Origin of the sequence: Pseudomonas sp. URMO17WK12:I9 (assembly GCF_900230165.1) — a bacterium.
Lineage (GTDB): Bacteria > Pseudomonadota > Gammaproteobacteria > Pseudomonadales > Pseudomonadaceae > Aquipseudomonas > Aquipseudomonas fulva.
Genome location: NZ_OCMQ01000003.1, coordinates 379,129 through 393,394 on the forward strand (window position 1 = coordinate 379,129; position 14,266 = coordinate 393,394).

19 protein-coding genes are annotated in these 14,266 nt (G+C 61.7%); 12 read left to right on the forward strand and 7 right to left on the reverse strand.

Annotated elements, in window-relative coordinates; genetic code table 11:
- Positions 1-109: 109 nt before the first annotated feature.
- Positions 110-487 carry a response regulator gene (locus tag CRP40_RS09435; protein WP_027914706.1) on the forward strand — a complete coding sequence of 126 codons (378 nt, stop codon included), beginning with the start codon at positions 110-112 and terminating at the stop codon, positions 485-487.
- A 128-nt stretch (positions 488-615) separates the two neighbouring features.
- Positions 616-1,494 carry a DMT family transporter gene (locus tag CRP40_RS09440; protein WP_027914705.1) on the forward strand — a complete coding sequence of 293 codons (879 nt, stop codon included), beginning with the start codon at positions 616-618 and terminating at the stop codon, positions 1,492-1,494.
- A gap of 72 nt (positions 1,495-1,566) precedes the next feature.
- On the opposite strand, the gene CRP40_RS09445 is transcribed toward CRP40_RS09440, so the two are convergent.
- Positions 1,567-1,749: a hypothetical protein gene (locus CRP40_RS09445; RefSeq protein ID WP_134325423.1), complete on the reverse strand. Its 183-nt coding sequence runs from the start codon at positions 1,747-1,749 to the stop codon at positions 1,567-1,569.
- A gap of 288 nt (positions 1,750-2,037) precedes the next feature.
- On the opposite strand from CRP40_RS09445, the gene pbpG reads away from it, so the two are divergent.
- On the forward strand, positions 2,038-2,967 hold the full coding sequence (gene pbpG, locus CRP40_RS09450; protein ID WP_027914703.1) for a D-alanyl-D-alanine endopeptidase: 930 nt from the start codon (positions 2,038-2,040) through the stop codon (positions 2,965-2,967).
- Positions 2,968-2,991: 24 nt separating this feature from the next.
- Here the strand turns inward: pbpG and CRP40_RS09455 are convergent, their stop codons facing one another.
- Positions 2,992-3,438 carry a hypothetical protein gene (locus CRP40_RS09455; RefSeq protein ID WP_027914702.1) on the reverse strand — a complete coding sequence of 149 codons (447 nt, stop codon included), beginning with the start codon at positions 3,436-3,438 and terminating at the stop codon, positions 2,992-2,994.
- 165 nt (positions 3,439-3,603) lie between these two features.
- Between CRP40_RS09455 and CRP40_RS09460 the strand changes: the two genes are divergently transcribed.
- The 9 genes from CRP40_RS09460 (at position 3,604) to CRP40_RS09500 (ending at position 11,140) form a co-directional block, all read left to right on the forward strand.
- Complete coding sequence (locus tag CRP40_RS09460; RefSeq protein WP_027914701.1) at positions 3,604-4,938, forward strand: SidA/IucD/PvdA family monooxygenase; 1,335 nt, start codon at positions 3,604-3,606, stop codon at positions 4,936-4,938.
- A gap of 167 nt (positions 4,939-5,105) precedes the next feature.
- Positions 5,106-6,299, forward strand: coding sequence for a PepSY domain-containing protein (locus tag CRP40_RS09465; protein ID WP_027914700.1), 1,194 nt, complete (start codon positions 5,106-5,108; stop codon positions 6,297-6,299).
- Positions 6,296-6,835, forward strand: a complete 540-nt coding sequence (locus CRP40_RS09470; RefSeq protein WP_027914699.1) for a hypothetical protein — start codon at positions 6,296-6,298, stop codon at positions 6,833-6,835. Before CRP40_RS09465 ends, CRP40_RS09470 begins: the two co-directional genes overlap by 4 nt.
- The gene (locus CRP40_RS09475; protein WP_027914698.1) at positions 6,832-7,152 is read left to right on the forward strand and encodes a hypothetical protein; all 321 of its coding nucleotides are present in this window, start codon (positions 6,832-6,834) and stop codon (positions 7,150-7,152) included. Before CRP40_RS09470 ends, CRP40_RS09475 begins: the two co-directional genes overlap by 4 nt.
- Positions 7,149-7,718, forward strand: coding sequence for a DUF6162 family protein (locus CRP40_RS09480; protein WP_027914697.1), 570 nt, complete (start codon positions 7,149-7,151; stop codon positions 7,716-7,718). The genes CRP40_RS09475 and CRP40_RS09480 overlap by 4 nt, the downstream gene beginning before the upstream one ends.
- A gap of 17 nt (positions 7,719-7,735) precedes the next feature.
- Positions 7,736-8,638, forward strand: a complete 903-nt coding sequence (locus CRP40_RS09485; protein ID WP_027914696.1) for a metal ABC transporter substrate-binding protein — start codon at positions 7,736-7,738, stop codon at positions 8,636-8,638.
- A complete protein-coding gene (locus CRP40_RS09490) occupies positions 8,635-9,381 on the forward strand; it encodes a metal ABC transporter ATP-binding protein (RefSeq protein WP_027914695.1) in 747 nt (248 codons plus the stop codon). Before CRP40_RS09485 ends, CRP40_RS09490 begins: the two co-directional genes overlap by 4 nt.
- On the forward strand, positions 9,381-10,280 hold the full coding sequence (locus tag CRP40_RS09495; RefSeq protein ID WP_027914694.1) for a metal ABC transporter permease: 900 nt from the start codon (positions 9,381-9,383) through the stop codon (positions 10,278-10,280). Before CRP40_RS09490 ends, CRP40_RS09495 begins: the two co-directional genes overlap by 1 nt.
- Positions 10,277-11,140 carry a zinc ABC transporter substrate-binding protein gene (locus CRP40_RS09500; RefSeq protein ID WP_027914693.1) on the forward strand — a complete coding sequence of 288 codons (864 nt, stop codon included), beginning with the start codon at positions 10,277-10,279 and terminating at the stop codon, positions 11,138-11,140. The genes CRP40_RS09495 and CRP40_RS09500 overlap by 4 nt, the downstream gene beginning before the upstream one ends.
- 63 nt (positions 11,141-11,203) lie before the next feature.
- On the opposite strand, the gene CRP40_RS09505 is transcribed toward CRP40_RS09500, so the two are convergent.
- The 5 genes from CRP40_RS09505 to CRP40_RS09525 form a co-directional block, all read right to left on the reverse strand.
- A complete protein-coding gene (locus CRP40_RS09505) occupies positions 11,204-12,274 on the reverse strand; it encodes a DUF1615 domain-containing protein (protein ID WP_033695035.1) in 1,071 nt (356 codons plus the stop codon).
- Positions 12,275-12,386: 112 nt separating this feature from the next.
- The gene (locus tag CRP40_RS09510; protein ID WP_027914691.1) at positions 12,387-13,106 is read right to left on the reverse strand and encodes an alpha/beta fold hydrolase; all 720 of its coding nucleotides are present in this window, start codon (positions 13,104-13,106) and stop codon (positions 12,387-12,389) included.
- On the reverse strand, positions 13,103-13,324 hold the full coding sequence (locus CRP40_RS09515) for an MbtH family protein (protein ID WP_027914690.1): 222 nt from the start codon (positions 13,322-13,324) through the stop codon (positions 13,103-13,105). Before CRP40_RS09515 ends, CRP40_RS09510 begins: the two co-directional genes overlap by 4 nt.
- Before the next feature lie 134 nt (positions 13,325-13,458).
- A complete protein-coding gene (locus CRP40_RS09520) occupies positions 13,459-13,860 on the reverse strand; it encodes a hypothetical protein (RefSeq protein ID WP_027914689.1) in 402 nt (133 codons plus the stop codon).
- 48 nt (positions 13,861-13,908) lie between these two features.
- Complete coding sequence (locus CRP40_RS09525; protein ID WP_027914688.1) at positions 13,909-14,202, reverse strand: DUF1330 domain-containing protein; 294 nt, start codon at positions 14,200-14,202, stop codon at positions 13,909-13,911.
- Positions 14,203-14,266: the final 64 nt, after the last annotated feature.

Here is a 14,266-nt window from a genome sequence, read left to right on the forward strand (position 1 = left end):
GTCGAGTTTCATGCCAATAGCTGTACAAATTGCACCGCTTATCTATTCGAAGCAACGCGGTGCTGACCACGCCCTCGGAAGCACATGATGGAAACGATGGTCTGCGCTCATGAAGGGAAAACGGATCTTAGTGGTCGAGGACGAGCCTGCCCTGCGGGAATTCTTGGCCATGATCATAGAAGATACAGGCGCGACGGTCGTCTCTGTGGATACCGCCGAAGAGGGTATTCGCCAACTCGATAAGCAGCCCTGGGCGGCGGTGGTGACCGACGTGCGCACACCGGGGCTTTCCGATGGCTGGGATCTGGCCTGGACGGCTTACGAAAAATGGCCACGCTTGCCTGTGATCGTGACCAGTGGCGGGCACAGTAGGCTCGACGTGCCATTACCACCCACCGCTGCATTCATTGCCAAGCCGTGGTCGATCGAGGCGATGATCATGCTGCTGGTGGGGTGCACCGGTACGGACCATTCATCCGACAACTAGGCCGCAGGGCGCTACCAACCTGGTAATTGCCAGTGGGCAGGCAACGCTTCATCTTTGCGTTCTTAGGTACCGCTGACAGACATTTCTCGGCAAGGCATTCGGTATAAATGCCTGCCCAAGGATTCGTCATGTCTAAAAACACCCTCTGGTCGATTTCGCTTCTGGCTGTCACCGCGGTATGGGGCTGGAGCTTCGTGGCCAAGCACGACACGCTGAGCATCATGGCTGCCTCCACCTTGAATGCGTGGATGTTCAGCCTGGCCGCATTGGCGTTGCTCCCCTTCTCGATTCGCTCGTTTCGACTGATGGGCCCACGCACTTGGTTGAGTGCTGGCTTGGCCGGGATCGTGCTGTTTTTGGCTTTTTCGCTGCAGACCTCCGGTACTGCCCTGACGACGCCCTCCAATGCCGGTTTCATCACGGGCCTGTGTACTGTGTTCACGCCGGTGCTGATCTACCTCATGGGCAAGGGTCGCCCCAGCCTGAAGCAAGGGGTCGGAACCGGTATCGCGGTAGTCGGGCTCGGCCTGCTGAGCCTGGATGGATTTACCCTGCACTACGGCGATTTGCTGGTGCTGGGGTGTGCCGTGTGCTTCGCGTTGCATATCGTGATGGTATCGACGTTCACCACGCCTGCGCTCGCTTTGGCATCGGCTTCGATTCAATTAAGCGTCGTCGGCGTGCTTTCGCTGATATGGAGTTGGTCGAACAACGAGTTCTTCGTACCCACCACGCTACCTGTCACCACCACCCTCCTGGTATTGGCGCTGCTGGCAACAGCCTTGGCTTACGCCATCCAGAACCGTGCCCAAGCGGTGTTGCCCCCGGAAAAGGTTGCATTGATACTCATATGCGAGCCAATTTTCGGCGGCCTGTTCGGCTACTTCCTTGCCGGTGATCGTTTGCCTGCAGAGCGTCTGGCCGGCGCAGGCTTGATATTGGTCGGGTTGACCATCACCGAGCTGCGACTCACGCGCATCGCCTCGCGTGCCTGGCGCAGGGCATAGGTATTTTACGATCCGAAAGTGCCAGCAGGCCCGTGGGGGCTGGGCCCGCTGCGAGGCTTCATTTGCTTCCCATCACTCTGGCTTGGGGGCCGTTTCATCTTCATAGGTAAGGTCTACGACGAGCTTCACTGCATCTTCATCATCTTCGAGCAATTGCACACTCCCCTCCTGGTCCTCGACCTCGTAGAGTTCATCGAGATCGTCACGCTGGTACCACTCCGGGATGTCATCTCCGCGATACGTTCTCAATTTCACAACCATGCCTGGATCCTCCGTATGTTCAAAGGTGACAGGGCCGAGTCCCACGGAGTTCACCTCGAATCAGTAAATCAGCCCAAGCGGTTCAGTGAGAGGGGACGACCAAAGGATGGGGAGTTGGCCTACTCAACGCGCTGAAGCCGTACCCGCAGGATTAAATTTCCTTCACCTTGCGCCCATTGGTGATAAGGCAATCGACACGGCTTGAGCCATACTCCAGAATGCGCCGGCTTGGGGAAAACCCTCGCAATGCCAACGACATAGCCCTCTTTAGTGAGCCTCAACGTGAAAACGATCCTGTCCACCCTCAGCCTTGTGTTGTTGCTCACAGGTACCCTGACCCCTATTACCGGCGCTGTCGCTGCACAGCCCGCTGCCCAGTTGCAACGTGACCCCGCCAAGCTGCACTTGGCCTCCGGCAGCGCCTTGTTGATCGACCTCAACACCAACAAGGAGCTGTACGCCAGTCACCCTGACCGCGTGCTGCCCATTGCGTCGGTGACCAAACTGATGACGGCCATGGTCGTGCTCGATGCCAAGCTGCCCATGGACGAAATGCTGACCATGACCATTGCCAACAACCCGGACATGAAAGGCGTCTACTCCAGGGTTCGGCTCGGCAGCCAGTTGAACCGACGCGAGACGTTGCTGATCACCCTGATGTCCTCGGAAAACCGCGCCGCAACCACCCTGGCCAACCACTACCCTGGCGGTTACCCGGCTTTCATCAAGGCGATGAACGCCAAGGCCCGCAGCCTGGGCATGAGCCATACCCGCTACATCGAACCCACCGGTCTTTCGACTCAGAACGTCTCCACTGCCCGCGACCTGACCAAGCTGTTGATGGCGTCGCGCAAGTACCCTCTGTTGAGTACGTTGTCGACCACCCGTGAGAAAACCGTAGCGTTCAGCAAACCCAATTACACACTCGGGTTTCGCAACACTGATCACCTGGTGAACAAGAGCAACTGGGACATCAAGCTGACCAAGACCGGCTTCACCAACGAGGCTGGACACTGCTTGGTACTGTTGACACGCATGGACAACCGTCCGGTCGCCATGGTCATTCTCGATGCATTCGGCAAGTACACCCACTTCGCCGATGCCAGCCGTATGCGCCAGTGGCTTGAGACGGGCGCGGCCAAGCCAGCCCCAGCGGTGGCCATGCAGTACAAGGCCGATCGTCACAACAAAGCGCGGTTGGCCGCCGATTGACCCTCTCGGCTTGGTCAGCGCCGGCTAGGCACGGGTGCTGACCAGGCCACCGGCACTGCCACCACCGCTTTGCTGCAACAGTTCAAGCAACTGTGCCGAGGCCGCGATGATCTGGCTGCTGAGCGTGGCAATGCTGCTTTGCTTGGTGCTGATGGCAGCCATCTTCGCGGTCTCTTCCATGTCGCTGTTCATCAGCGCTGAAAGTTGTTTCTGCTCCTCTGCCAGCTGTTTCTGCAACGTCTTGATCAACTCGCGCAGCTGCTTGACGGCCTCTGGCTCGTCGCTGTCGTCGCTCTGGGCAGATTGTGCCTGGCCCGTAGCCGTGGCGTTGAGGCTGTCACTGGTGATGCTCAACGGGCCGGGCGCTTCGCCCGCCTGCACACGCCGTTCACGCTCGGCGGCAGCGTCAACGCTCAGCGTCTGGGCTGAGACGCCGTTGATCAACAGATTGCTCGAGTTGATTGCGACCATGATGATTCCTTGCTCCAAAACCGGTCCGTGCCCCATTTATCGGCACAAATGGGCTTGTCTTGAGCCCTGCTAAATTCCCTGTCGGTTGGCTCGTTCCAGAAGATGTACCAGCGCGGTAGCCGGATCACCGGTGAGCGTCCACATCGACCTTATGGAATCGCGGCCATGACCCAAGCCACACAGCAGGAAACCATCAAAGATCTGATCGGCGTAGGCTTCGGCCCGTCCAACCTTGCGCTGGCAATCGCCCTCGAAGAGCTGGCCGAAAGCCAGGGGCGCGCCCTTGACGCGCTATTTATCGAGAAGCAGCAGGACTATCGCTGGCACGGTGAAACCCTCGCCACCCAGAGCGAGTTGCAGATCTCCTTCCTCAAGGACCTGGTGTCCCTGCGCAACCCCACCAGCCCCTACAGCTTCGTCAACTACCTGCACCAGAAACAGCGCCTGGCCGACTTCATCAACCTGGGCACCTTCTATCCCTGCCGACTGGAATACAACGACTACCTGCGCTGGGCTGCCGAACATTTCGCGACCCAGGCGGTATACGGTGAAGAAGTGCTGCGTATCGAACCTGAAACCACCCAAGGCCGCGTCGAGCACCTGCGCCTGGTGTCCCGTGATGCCGAAGGCCGGGAATACACCCGCAGGGCCCGTTCGGTCGTGGTGGGCAGCGGCGGAACACCGAAGATTCCGGAAACGTTCGCGGCCTTCAAGAACGACCCGCGCGTGTTCCACCATTCCCGCTACCTCAGCAGCGTCAGCCAGCTGCCCTGCAATGCCGGAAAACCAATGCGCATCGCGGTCATCGGCTCAGGCCAGAGCGCAGCCGAGGCGTTCATCGATCTCAACGACAGCTACCCGTCGGTGAAGGTGGACATGATCCTGCGCGCCTCGGCGCTCAAGCCGGCCGACGACAGCCCGTTCGTCAACGAGATTTTCGCACCCGACTACACCGACCTGGTCTACAACGAACCGGCCGATCAACGCAGCAAGTTGCTCGATGAATACCACAACACCAATTACTCGGTGGTCGACCTGAACCTGATCGAGCGCATCTACGCCATTCTCTATCGGCAAAAAGTGGCCCATCAGTTCCGCCACAACGTGCTGTGCCGGCGCCAGGTAGAAGCGGTGGTGGGCACCTCAGAAGGCATCGAGTTGACCCTCAGCGACCTGGCCACCGGCCAGCAACAGACCCACCGCTACGATGCCGTCATCCTGGCCACCGGCTACGAGCGCCGTTCGCACCGCGACTTGCTGGCCCCCCTGGCTGGCTATCTGGAGGACTTCAACGTCGATCGCAACTACCGCGTACTGACCAGCCCCGACCTCAAGGCGTCGGTGTACCTGCAAGGCTTCTGCGAGAACAGCCATGGTCTGAGCGACACGCTGCTGTCGGTTCTGCCCTCGCGGGCCGCCGAGATTGGCCGTGCGCTCTATCACGACCTGCCATCGTTGCGCACCCTGCCACTGCCAGAAGCGGTCCTTTCCCGCGCCTGACAGACGCTTCGCCACCGGCCCCCCGTTTCAGGTGCAGGGGGCCGGTTCCTCAGCCTGAAACATTTCCTTGCATTTAAATCGACGGAATTTCGATTCTCATTCGTCCTTATCAATACAGCTCTCCAGGGTTGGGCTTAAGCTCGACCCCTTATTGTGAAGATCGTCTGATGGCCAAAACTCCGAAAAAATCCAAGTCCAGGCTCTGGTTCCTGGTCCACAGCTGGCTCGCGCTGCCGATCTGGTTCTTTGTCCTGATCGTGTGTTTCACCGGCATGCTCGCGGTGGTCAGCCAGGAAATCGTATGGCTGGCCGACCCTGCGGTCCGCGCCAACAAGCCCGATGCCGACGTGGACCGCCTGAGTTTCCAGCAAGTGCTCGATGCGCTGCACAAGGCCGAGCCCGAGATGATCGTGGACATGCTTCGCCAGCCCGACGGCTCGCACTTCGCGGTCATTGCCAACGTTACCCTGCCCGACGGCACCAGCCCCACGCTGTATGTAAACCCCTACACCGGGGCCATCCAGGGCAAGACGCCCGACTTCGACTTCGAAGCCTTCACCCGCGCCTTGCATGGGTGGTGGCTGGTGCCATTCACCAACGGTTACAGCTGGGGCTGGTACCTTGTTTCACTACTGGGCCTGCCCATGCTGGCGTCCCTGGTCACAGGGCTGGTGGTGTACAAGAAATTCTGGAGGGGGTTCTTCAAGCCGGTGCGCACCGGTCACGGCTCGCGGATTTTCTGGGGGGACGTGCATCGCCTGGCCGGCGTCTGGTCCATCTGGTTCATCGCCGTCATTTCCATTACCGGTACCTGGTTCCTGATCCAGGCCATTCTGGGCGATAACCACGTCACGATTTCCACACGCCCCATCGTGCCGGTGATTGCACGCGAGGACGTGCCGCAGACCACCGACGGCACCCCGGCACCACGTATCGACCTGGACGAAGCCGTGCGCATTGCCGGGCAAGCGGTACCGGGCCTTGAGGTCAGCTTCGTGATATTGCCCGCCACGGCGTACAGCCATATCAGCCTTTCGGGGCCGGGGTGGTACCCGTTGATGTTCCAGAATGCCTCGGTCAACCCCTACACCCGCCAGGTCGACAGCCAGTTCCGCATCAGCGACCGCACGCCCCTGGAGTTCGTCACCGAATCCATGCGTCCGCTGCACACCGGCGACTTCGGCGGGCTGCCGATCAAACTGGTGTGGTTCTTCTTCGGCCTGGTATTGACCTTGATGGTGTTCAGCGGCCTGCTCATCTGGACCAAGCGCACCGCCCAGGCTACCGCCGCCGCCCTCAAGCGCAGCGAGCGCGCCCCGCGCGTCGCACAGCGCGAGCCTACCCTGGAGACCCAACCATGAGCCAGGCACACACCCTTGAGCAACGGCCATTGAAGCAGATCTGGTTGAAGTGGCGGTTTCACCTGAACATTCTGCTGGTCCTGATCCCGCTGGGCTTCATGCCCCAGTACTTTGCCGACGCCAAGCTGTTTCGCGGCGAAGCCGGGCTGGGCGCGAACGTGATACGTGATATCAAAGTAGGGCCCTACAGCCTGGACCTGGCTGAAATGCGTGACGAAGTGCCCCAGGCCGATGGTCCGGCCGGCTACTTCAAGGTGTTCAATGCCTCGCTCTGCAAAGGCTGCGCCCAAGAGGTGAAAGCCACCTACCTGCGCATCGGCAAGCCGCGCAGCCTGCGCGCCGCCGGCACCATTTTCTTCGGGGCCCCCTACCACATGGGTACCTCCCTTCCGATTGCGCCGCGTACTCGGCCAGATGCCCAAGTGTGGATCACCCTTGAAGGCTGGGACGGCAGCATGCATCAAGCCTCGGTGCCCTTGGCCCAGGCATCGCCAGCCACCGTGGCCTGGCTCAAGAAACAAGGAGGCAACAAATGAAACACCTCATGCGTAGGCTCATGCTCCCTTCACTGCTGTTGACCGCGACGGCTGCCATGGCACACAACCCCATGTGTGAATGTGAGGAAGTGCCAGGCAGTCAGATCAAATGCACTGGCGGCTTTTCTGACGGTAGCGGTGCACCTGGTGTAACCCTGGACGTGATCGGCTACGACGAACAGGTGCTGGTCGGCGGCAAGCTCGGGGATGACTCCACCCTCACCTTCAAGCGCCCGGATGGTGAATTCTACGTGTTGTTCGACGCAGGCCCTGGCCATGTGGTCGAAGTCGACTACGCCGACATTTCGCAACCATGAGCCGGGTTCAGGTGATTCGCCCGGCCGGCGCCGGGCATGAAACGTTGTATGTGCTGATGGTCAGTGCATTTATCGTAGCCCTGGCAGCCAGCGTCGTGCTGGTGCGTGGGGAGCGTGTGGACGATCAGCCGATCGCCAGCCATCAAATTGACGCTCGGCGGGACCTGACGCCGGCTGAGCAAGGCCTCTACACCGACCTGCGGGTGGCCTTCGACGAAATCCAGTACCTTCGCGAGGAAGAGGGCGCCGTGCCCGACGTGCAAACACTGGCGGCCGAGGGTCTGCCGCCTTTCGTCGTTGATGCCGGTAGCCAGGGCCGTGGCGATCACCACTGGTCGTTGCTGGCCGACGGCGCCTACCTGGGCCGCAGCCAGGCGCCGGAAATCGCCGGCGACCTGCTGATGATCCTGCCCGCCGAAGCTGGCGCCGAGGCCGAGGTCTGGCTCCTTAGAGACAGCCCCAGCTCATCGGTCGATGACCTTGCCCCGGCAAGCCTGATCGTCGCCGGCTGGCGCCAGGTCGTCAGCCACTACGACGCCGGTGTCACCCGCGAACACCGTCACTGACTCCAAAGGAATGTTCCATGCTTCGCTCCGCCCTCGCCCTGCTCCTGGCCTGCGCCCTACCCGCCTTTGCCCTGGCCGACGCCGGCAAACCGCTGCGTATCGGCATCACCCTGCACCCTTACTACAGCTATGTGAGCAACATCGTTGGCGACAAAGCCGAGGTGGTGCCGTTGATTCCGGCTGGCTTCAACCCGCATGCCTACGAGCCTCGCGCCGAGGACATCAAGCGCATCGGCACGCTCGATGTGGTCGTGCTCAACGGCGTCGGTCATGACGACTTCGCCGACCGCATGATCGCGGCCAGCGAAAAACCGAACATCGCCACCATCGAATCGAACCAGAACGTGCCTCTGCTCGCGGCAACCGGCATTGCCGCACGCGGCGCTGGTAAGGTCGTCAATCCGCATACATTCCTGTCCATCAGCACCACCATTGCGCAGGTCAATAACATTGCCCGGGAGCTGGGCAAGCTGGACCCGGAAAACGCGAAACTCTACACGCAAAATGCGCGGGCCTATGCCAAGCGTCTGCGTGCCCTGCGTGCAGAGGCCTTGGCCAAGGTGAGCCAAGCGCCTGGTGCCACCTTCCGGGTGGCCACGATCCACGCTGCCTACGATTATCTGGTGCGTGATTTTGGCCTGGAAGTCACCGCCGTGGTGGAGCCTGCCCACGGCATCGAGCCCAGTCCCGCTCAGCTGAAGAAAACCATCGACCAACTCAAAGCGCTGGATGTGCGCGTCATCTTCTCGGAAATGGACTTCCCCTCGGCCTATGTGGAAACGATCCAGCGTGAATCCGGCGTGCGCTTGTACCCGTTGACGCATATTTCCTACGGCGAATACACCAAGGACAAGTATGAGGTCGAAATGAAGCGCAACCTCGACACAGTGGTGCGCGCCATCGAGGAGAACCGCGCATGACCGCCGCCACTCAGGTGCTGCCGGTTTGTGGACCTCGCATCGAGTTCGAGGCGGTCAACCTTGAACTGGGCCGTACGCGCATTCTCGAACAGGTCAGTTTCAGCGTCGCGGCCGGCTCGGTGCATGCCATCGTCGGACCCAATGGGGGCGGCAAGAGCTCGCTGATCAAGACACTGCTGGGGCAGATGCCTCATCAGGGCCGATTGGCTATGCACTGGCCCAGCGAGCGGGAGGTGATCGGCTACGTGCCTCAGGCGCTGGAGTTCGACCGCGGCTTGCCCATGACCGTGGACGACTTCATGGCTGCCATGTGCCAGCGCCAGCCCGCCTTCCTAGGGTTGTCCAAGCGTGTCCAGCCGGCCATCGAGGCGGCCCTGACCCACGTCGGCATGCTCGACAAGCGCAAGCGGCGCATGGGGGCACTGTCGGGCGGTGAGCGTCAGCGGGTGCTACTGGCGCAAGGGCTGATTCCCGAACCGCAACTACTAGTACTGGACGAACCCATGTCGGCACTGGACGAAGCGGGTATTCGTGTGTTCGAGCACTTGCTGGCCAGCTGGCGTCGCTCCGGCACCACTGTCTTGTGGATCGAGCATGACCTTGAAGCCGTGCTGCGGCTGGCTGACCGGGTAACCGGCCTGAGCCGCCGCGTGCTGTTCGATGCACCGCCTGCCCAGGCTCTCACCCCTGAGCGTCTGCTCGGGCTGTTCTCCGTCCATCCGCGCAGCGAGAGCCTTGCCTGATGAGTTTCGAATCCTTCCGTGAACTGGTGCAGCAGTGGGCCGTTCAAGGCTACTTGCCCGAAGCGCTGGCCTACGGCTTCGTCGTCAATGCGCTGCTGGCAGGGTTGATGATCGGGCCGGTGCTCGGTGGCCTTGGCACATTGGTGGTGGTCAAGCGCTTTGCCTTCTTCTCCGAAGCGGTCGGCCACGCGGCGCTGACTGGCGTGGCCATCGGCATCCTGTTGGGCGAACCCTATACTGGGCCCTACGGCAGCCTGTTCGGCTATTGCCTGCTGTTCGGCATCCTGCTGAATTTCCTGCGCAATCGCACCGGCTTGTCGCCCGACACGCTGATTGGCGTGTTCCTGTCGGTGTCATTGGCGCTGGGCGCCAGCCTGCTGCTGATGCTGGCCGGCAGGATCAACGTGCACATTCTGGAAAACGTGCTGTTCGGTTCGGTGTTGACCGTCAGCGGTCAGGACCTGGTCGTATTGGGAATCGTCGCCGTGCTGGTGCTGGCCTTGGCGCTGCCGCTCTACAACCGCATCATGCTGGCCAGCTTCAATCCGCAACTGGCTGCTGTACGCGGGGTGGCGGTCAAAACCCTGGACTACCTATTCGTGGTGCTGGTGACCTTGGTCACGGTGGCCGCGGTCAAAGTAATCGGTGCGATTCTGGTGGGCGCGTTACTGGTCATCCCCGCGGCTGCCGCGCGCCTGGTCAGCCAGTCATTGAAAGGCTTTTTCTTCATCTCGGTGTTCATCGCTACCCTGAGCACCCTGTTCGGCATTCTGCTGCCCATTGTCTTCGACCTGCCTGTACCGTCCGGCGCCGCGATCATTCTGGTCGCTGGCCTCTGCTTCGCCCTGGCCGCCCTGGCCCGCGCGCTCGTCCCACGTCTGCAAGGAAACCCGGCATGAACCTCAAACGCCTGTGTCTGGCCGTCGCCCTTACCAGCCTGCCGTCCCTGGCCTCGGCCACCCAGGTGCTGACCACCCTGCCGGTGACCCACAGCCTGGCCAACACCTTGCTCGAAGGCACTTCGGTTGACCTCAAACGCGCTGCGCCGGCGAATTTGCCCGCCAGCCGCCAGCCGTCATATTTCAGTGGTCGTGGCGAAGCCAGCCTGCACAAGGCGGCCCAGCAGGCTGACGCTGTGATCGGCGTGCGTTCGATCTGGCGAGACGATCCGCTTTATCCGGTGGCGCGGCGCAGCAATATCCGCATCGTGGAAATCGACGCCGCTCGCCCCGTCGATGGTGCATTGCCAGGCATCGCCGTGACGGGGGCTGATGCCTACGCCGGCTACCCATGGCTCAGCCCCACCAACCTGGGCCGCATGGCCGATGTCGTGGCCAATGATCTGGAGCGGCTGTCACCTGCGGACAAGGCACGCATTAAAACCAACCTTGCCGGCTTCAAGCAGCAAGTGTTGGCGCTGGCCGCCGATAGCCAGACGCGTCTGGCCAAGGTGGAAAACCTGACCACCGTCAGCCTTTCGGAGCGGCTGGGTTACTTGGCCAGCGGATTGAACCTGGACCTGGTGGACCAGCCGCTGCCCACCGAGTGGGATGCCGCTGCGCTCAAAGCCTTGGCCGACAACCTCAAAAACCAGGACGTGGCCCTGGTCCTGGATCATCGGCAACCAGAGGCCGCCGTGGCGCAGGTCATCAAAGACAGCGGCGCGAAGCTGGTTGTCGTGCAGAGCGATACCGACGACACGCTGGCAGGCTTGAAGAGCAGCGTTGATCTGATCGTCGAGGCATTAGGCCAAGGCTGAAGGGGTAGCGCAGTACCTGTGTGGAGCATAAGGGCCGAATAAGAAGAGCAGACCCGCACTTACTCAACGACTCATACACTGCTCATAGCGCCCATCCACCCGCTCGGCAAACCAGGCAGTGGTCAGCTTGCGGGTGATCTTCGGGCTCTTGAGCTCGATGCCCGGCAGCACGGCCCGCGGCAATGCACGGCCGGCCCTGGCATCGGCCAGGGCAAACACCTCCCGGTACAGCCGAGTCTCTTCGAAATCCAGTTCGGTGCCCTGCTCCAGCTGACTGCGAATCTGCGGGTTGCGCAGGCCCAACTGCCGACCAAGCTGACGTGCTGCCCTTTCTGTGGTGCCGGGCATGATCGACCCAGGCGCAATCAGGTCACCGTCCAGCGCCAGATCTATCCCGGTGACCTGGCTGAGCGCCGCCTGAAACGCCGCATTACGGCTGGCGTACCAGCCAGCGTTGAAGTCAGCGAACCGATAGAGCTGACGCTCGTAGTTGGCGGGATAGCCCAATAGATGCGCAATCCCGAAATACAGGCCACCGCGGCGCGTGAACACTTCCTGGCGCACGCTACCCTCGCGTGCGTAGGGATAGGCTTGCGCGTGTTTCTCGGCAAAGTCGATGCTCACCTGCATCGGGCCGCCGGTATGTACCGGGTTGAGCCCCCCCAGCAAGGTACGGCCCAATGGCACCCGCGCGATCACCTCATCATACAGTTCGCTCAATTGCTTCTCGGTGCGCACTGCCTGCAAGCGCTGTGCGTAGGTCTTGCCATTGCCAGACGGGGTTTGCAGCGCGCCGTCGACCAGCATTCTGGGCACATGCACACGGGCAGCCCGCCGATTGATTTCCTCGCGCGCGATACGGCCCAGCTGGGGCACCTGGGGGTCGGCGTTGAAGGTGGACTCCTGCTCGGTCACAGCCAGTACCGCGCACAGGTTTCGCTTTGAAGGCTCGATACCTTGGGCCTGGAACGCCTTCTGGATATCAGCGGCCCAGCCGGCCCGGTCGCCAGCCTTGGCGGGCAACAAGCGCATCAGCTCGGCGTGCACCTGCGCAGGGTCGGCTTGGGGTACGGACGCTCGGCGCCCCGTACACCCTTGCAACACGGCCAAGGCGAGAACGCCTGCGGCCAGCATCCGCCCGTTCAAGGGTAGGCTCCTGCCAACGGGCGCGCAGAGAGATCGATCAGCATGGTCTGTCCTGGAGGTTCAAAGCCCCTAGCCTCGCTGACCCTGGGCGAGACGTCAATCAACCCGTCAGGCGCAGCGGTTCCAGGGCGCTGGTCAATGCCGCCAGCACGCCTGGCTCGTGGTCATGGATGAAGAAGTGACCGCCAGGGAACACCTGCAGCGAAAACGAGCCCTGGGTTTCGTGCTGCCAGGCCCGTAGCTGCTCGTCGCTGGCCCGATCATCTTCGCCACCCAGTACGTGCAACGGGCAGCGAAGCGCGGGCCGCTGGCGATACGCGTAGGTCCCGCACAGCAGAAAGTCAGCGCGCAGGATCGGCAGTGTCAGGCTCATCAGTTCATCATTGGCAAGCACCTGCTCTGGCGTGCCTTGCAGCTCACGCAATTCATCGATCAGCTCGGTGTCGGACTTCGGCTCGCGCCAGCGCCTGCCGTCATAGTCTTCCCGGCGGGTAGGCGCAGCAGTGCCGCAGGCGAACAGCGCCAGCGGTGGCTGGCAACCAAGGGCCTGCAGTTCATGGGCCAGTTCGAAGGCCAGCAGCGCGCCCAGGCTGTGGCCGAGCAAGGCATAAGGCGTACTGGTCGCCAGGCGCTGCTCCTGGGCCAGCTGTCGGGCCAGCGCCTGCATGTCGGTGTGCAACGCCTCGGCCATGCGTGCGCCGCGGCCTGGCAATTCCACTGGCCTAACCTGCAACCACGCCGGTAGCGCGCGGCGCCACCGGCTGTACACCATCGCACTGGCCCCCGAATACGGCAGGCACAGGAGATTGATCACCGTCACTGTGCGCCAGCTTCAGCCATTTTCTGACGCAGGCTGAGCGGACGCATGTCGGTCCACACCTCATCGATGTAGGCCAGGCAGTCCTTTTTCAGCCCTGCTTTGCCCACCGCCCGCCAGCCCTCGGGGATCGCCTTGTATTCCGGCCAGATCGAATACTGTTCTTCGTGGTTGACCACGACCTGGAACTGGATGTCTTCACGGTCGAAAACTGAATTCATGTTGCCTGCCTCCTTGAGTGGGATTGCCACTGCGCGCACGGCGCAGGGGAACTTTCAAGTAGACGTGCAGGGTGTGGAAAAAATTAGGCGACCAGGCAATGCCGGGCCGGCATGTGGATGTGGGGCCGGTTCGGTCAGGTATCGCGCAACAGGTCGTGGGTGTCGAGCAGGCGGAAGGCAACCTGCGGATTTCGTTCGAGCCCCTTGCGTATGGCCGCCGGTATGGCCTGGCGCGTCTTGCGGCACAACCCAGGCTGATCGTCCAGCTCGATGACGATCCCGCGCATGGTGCGCACTTCATGATGGCCCGGTGCGATATGCAGCCGGATGCCCAGGTTGTCATATAGCCGACGTTGCAGACGATAGAGATCCTCGATGTCCTGAAGGTTCTCCAGGCGTTCGAGCAGGCGCTTTTCTTCCTGCCGGGTCAGCAGCAGGATGCGCCGAGCAGGCTCGCACTCGGTGGCCAGCTGATCGCGACCGCAGATGCACGCACCGGGCGGGCAAGGTTGGCGCAATGGTACAGAGTTGGTCATTGCCCAAGCATAGCCAGGATTGCGGCACCCGTGCTACGCCCGGTGGTGTCATGGCGCGACGCCCTCGACGATGATCACCTCGGCGCACGCCGCACCTTGGCGCAGGCCGCAGGCTTGCTGGTAAAGGTCGGATCGATAGCAGGCCACGGCCTGGTCATAGGAGTCGAACTCGATCACCACGCTGCGTTGGGGCGTAGGCCGCCCTTCCAAGGCCTCACTGCGCCCTCCCCTGGCCAGAAAGCGCCCACCGTAGGCCTGGAAGGCTGCCGGGGCACGCTGAGTGTACTGCTGGTATTGAACCGGGTCGGTCACATCCACATGGGCAATCCAATAGGCCTTCATCCGCTTGTCTCCTGCGTGGGGGCTTTTGTGTATGATGGTATACCATAAACAATAACTCTCAGCA

Excerpts from the sequence above, each read along its gene's own strand:
- CRP40_RS09475 (WP_027914698.1), top strand. The coding sequence starts at position 6,832 with ATGAAACACCTCATGCGTAGGCTCATGCTCCCTTCACTGCTGTTGACC.
- CRP40_RS09490 (WP_027914695.1), top strand. The coding sequence starts at position 8,635 with ATGACCGCCGCCACTCAGGTGCTGCCGGTTTGTGGACCTCGCATCGAG.
- CRP40_RS09505 (WP_033695035.1), bottom strand. The coding sequence starts at position 12,274 with ATGCTGGCCGCAGGCGTTCTCGCCTTGGCCGTGTTGCAAGGGTGTACG.
- CRP40_RS09485 (WP_027914696.1), top strand. The coding sequence starts at position 7,736 with ATGCTTCGCTCCGCCCTCGCCCTGCTCCTGGCCTGCGCCCTACCCGCC.
- CRP40_RS09460 (WP_027914701.1), top strand. The coding sequence starts at position 3,604 with ATGACCCAAGCCACACAGCAGGAAACCATCAAAGATCTGATCGGCGTA.
- CRP40_RS09500 (WP_027914693.1), top strand. The coding sequence starts at position 10,277 with ATGAACCTCAAACGCCTGTGTCTGGCCGTCGCCCTTACCAGCCTGCCG.
- CRP40_RS09520 (WP_027914689.1), bottom strand. The coding sequence starts at position 13,860 with ATGACCAACTCTGTACCATTGCGCCAACCTTGCCCGCCCGGTGCGTGC.
- CRP40_RS09435 (WP_027914706.1), top strand. The coding sequence starts at position 110 with ATGAAGGGAAAACGGATCTTAGTGGTCGAGGACGAGCCTGCCCTGCGG.
- CRP40_RS09495 (WP_027914694.1), top strand. The coding sequence starts at position 9,381 with ATGAGTTTCGAATCCTTCCGTGAACTGGTGCAGCAGTGGGCCGTTCAA.
- CRP40_RS09525 (WP_027914688.1), bottom strand. The coding sequence starts at position 14,202 with ATGAAGGCCTATTGGATTGCCCATGTGGATGTGACCGACCCGGTTCAA.
- CRP40_RS09455 (WP_027914702.1), bottom strand. The coding sequence starts at position 3,438 with ATGGTCGCAATCAACTCGAGCAATCTGTTGATCAACGGCGTCTCAGCC.
- CRP40_RS09480 (WP_027914697.1), top strand. The coding sequence starts at position 7,149 with ATGAGCCGGGTTCAGGTGATTCGCCCGGCCGGCGCCGGGCATGAAACG.
- CRP40_RS09470 (WP_027914699.1), top strand. The coding sequence starts at position 6,296 with ATGAGCCAGGCACACACCCTTGAGCAACGGCCATTGAAGCAGATCTGG.
- CRP40_RS09440 (WP_027914705.1), top strand. The coding sequence starts at position 616 with ATGTCTAAAAACACCCTCTGGTCGATTTCGCTTCTGGCTGTCACCGCG.
- CRP40_RS09515 (WP_027914690.1), bottom strand. The coding sequence starts at position 13,324 with ATGAATTCAGTTTTCGACCGTGAAGACATCCAGTTCCAGGTCGTGGTC.
- CRP40_RS09465 (WP_027914700.1), top strand. The coding sequence starts at position 5,106 with ATGGCCAAAACTCCGAAAAAATCCAAGTCCAGGCTCTGGTTCCTGGTC.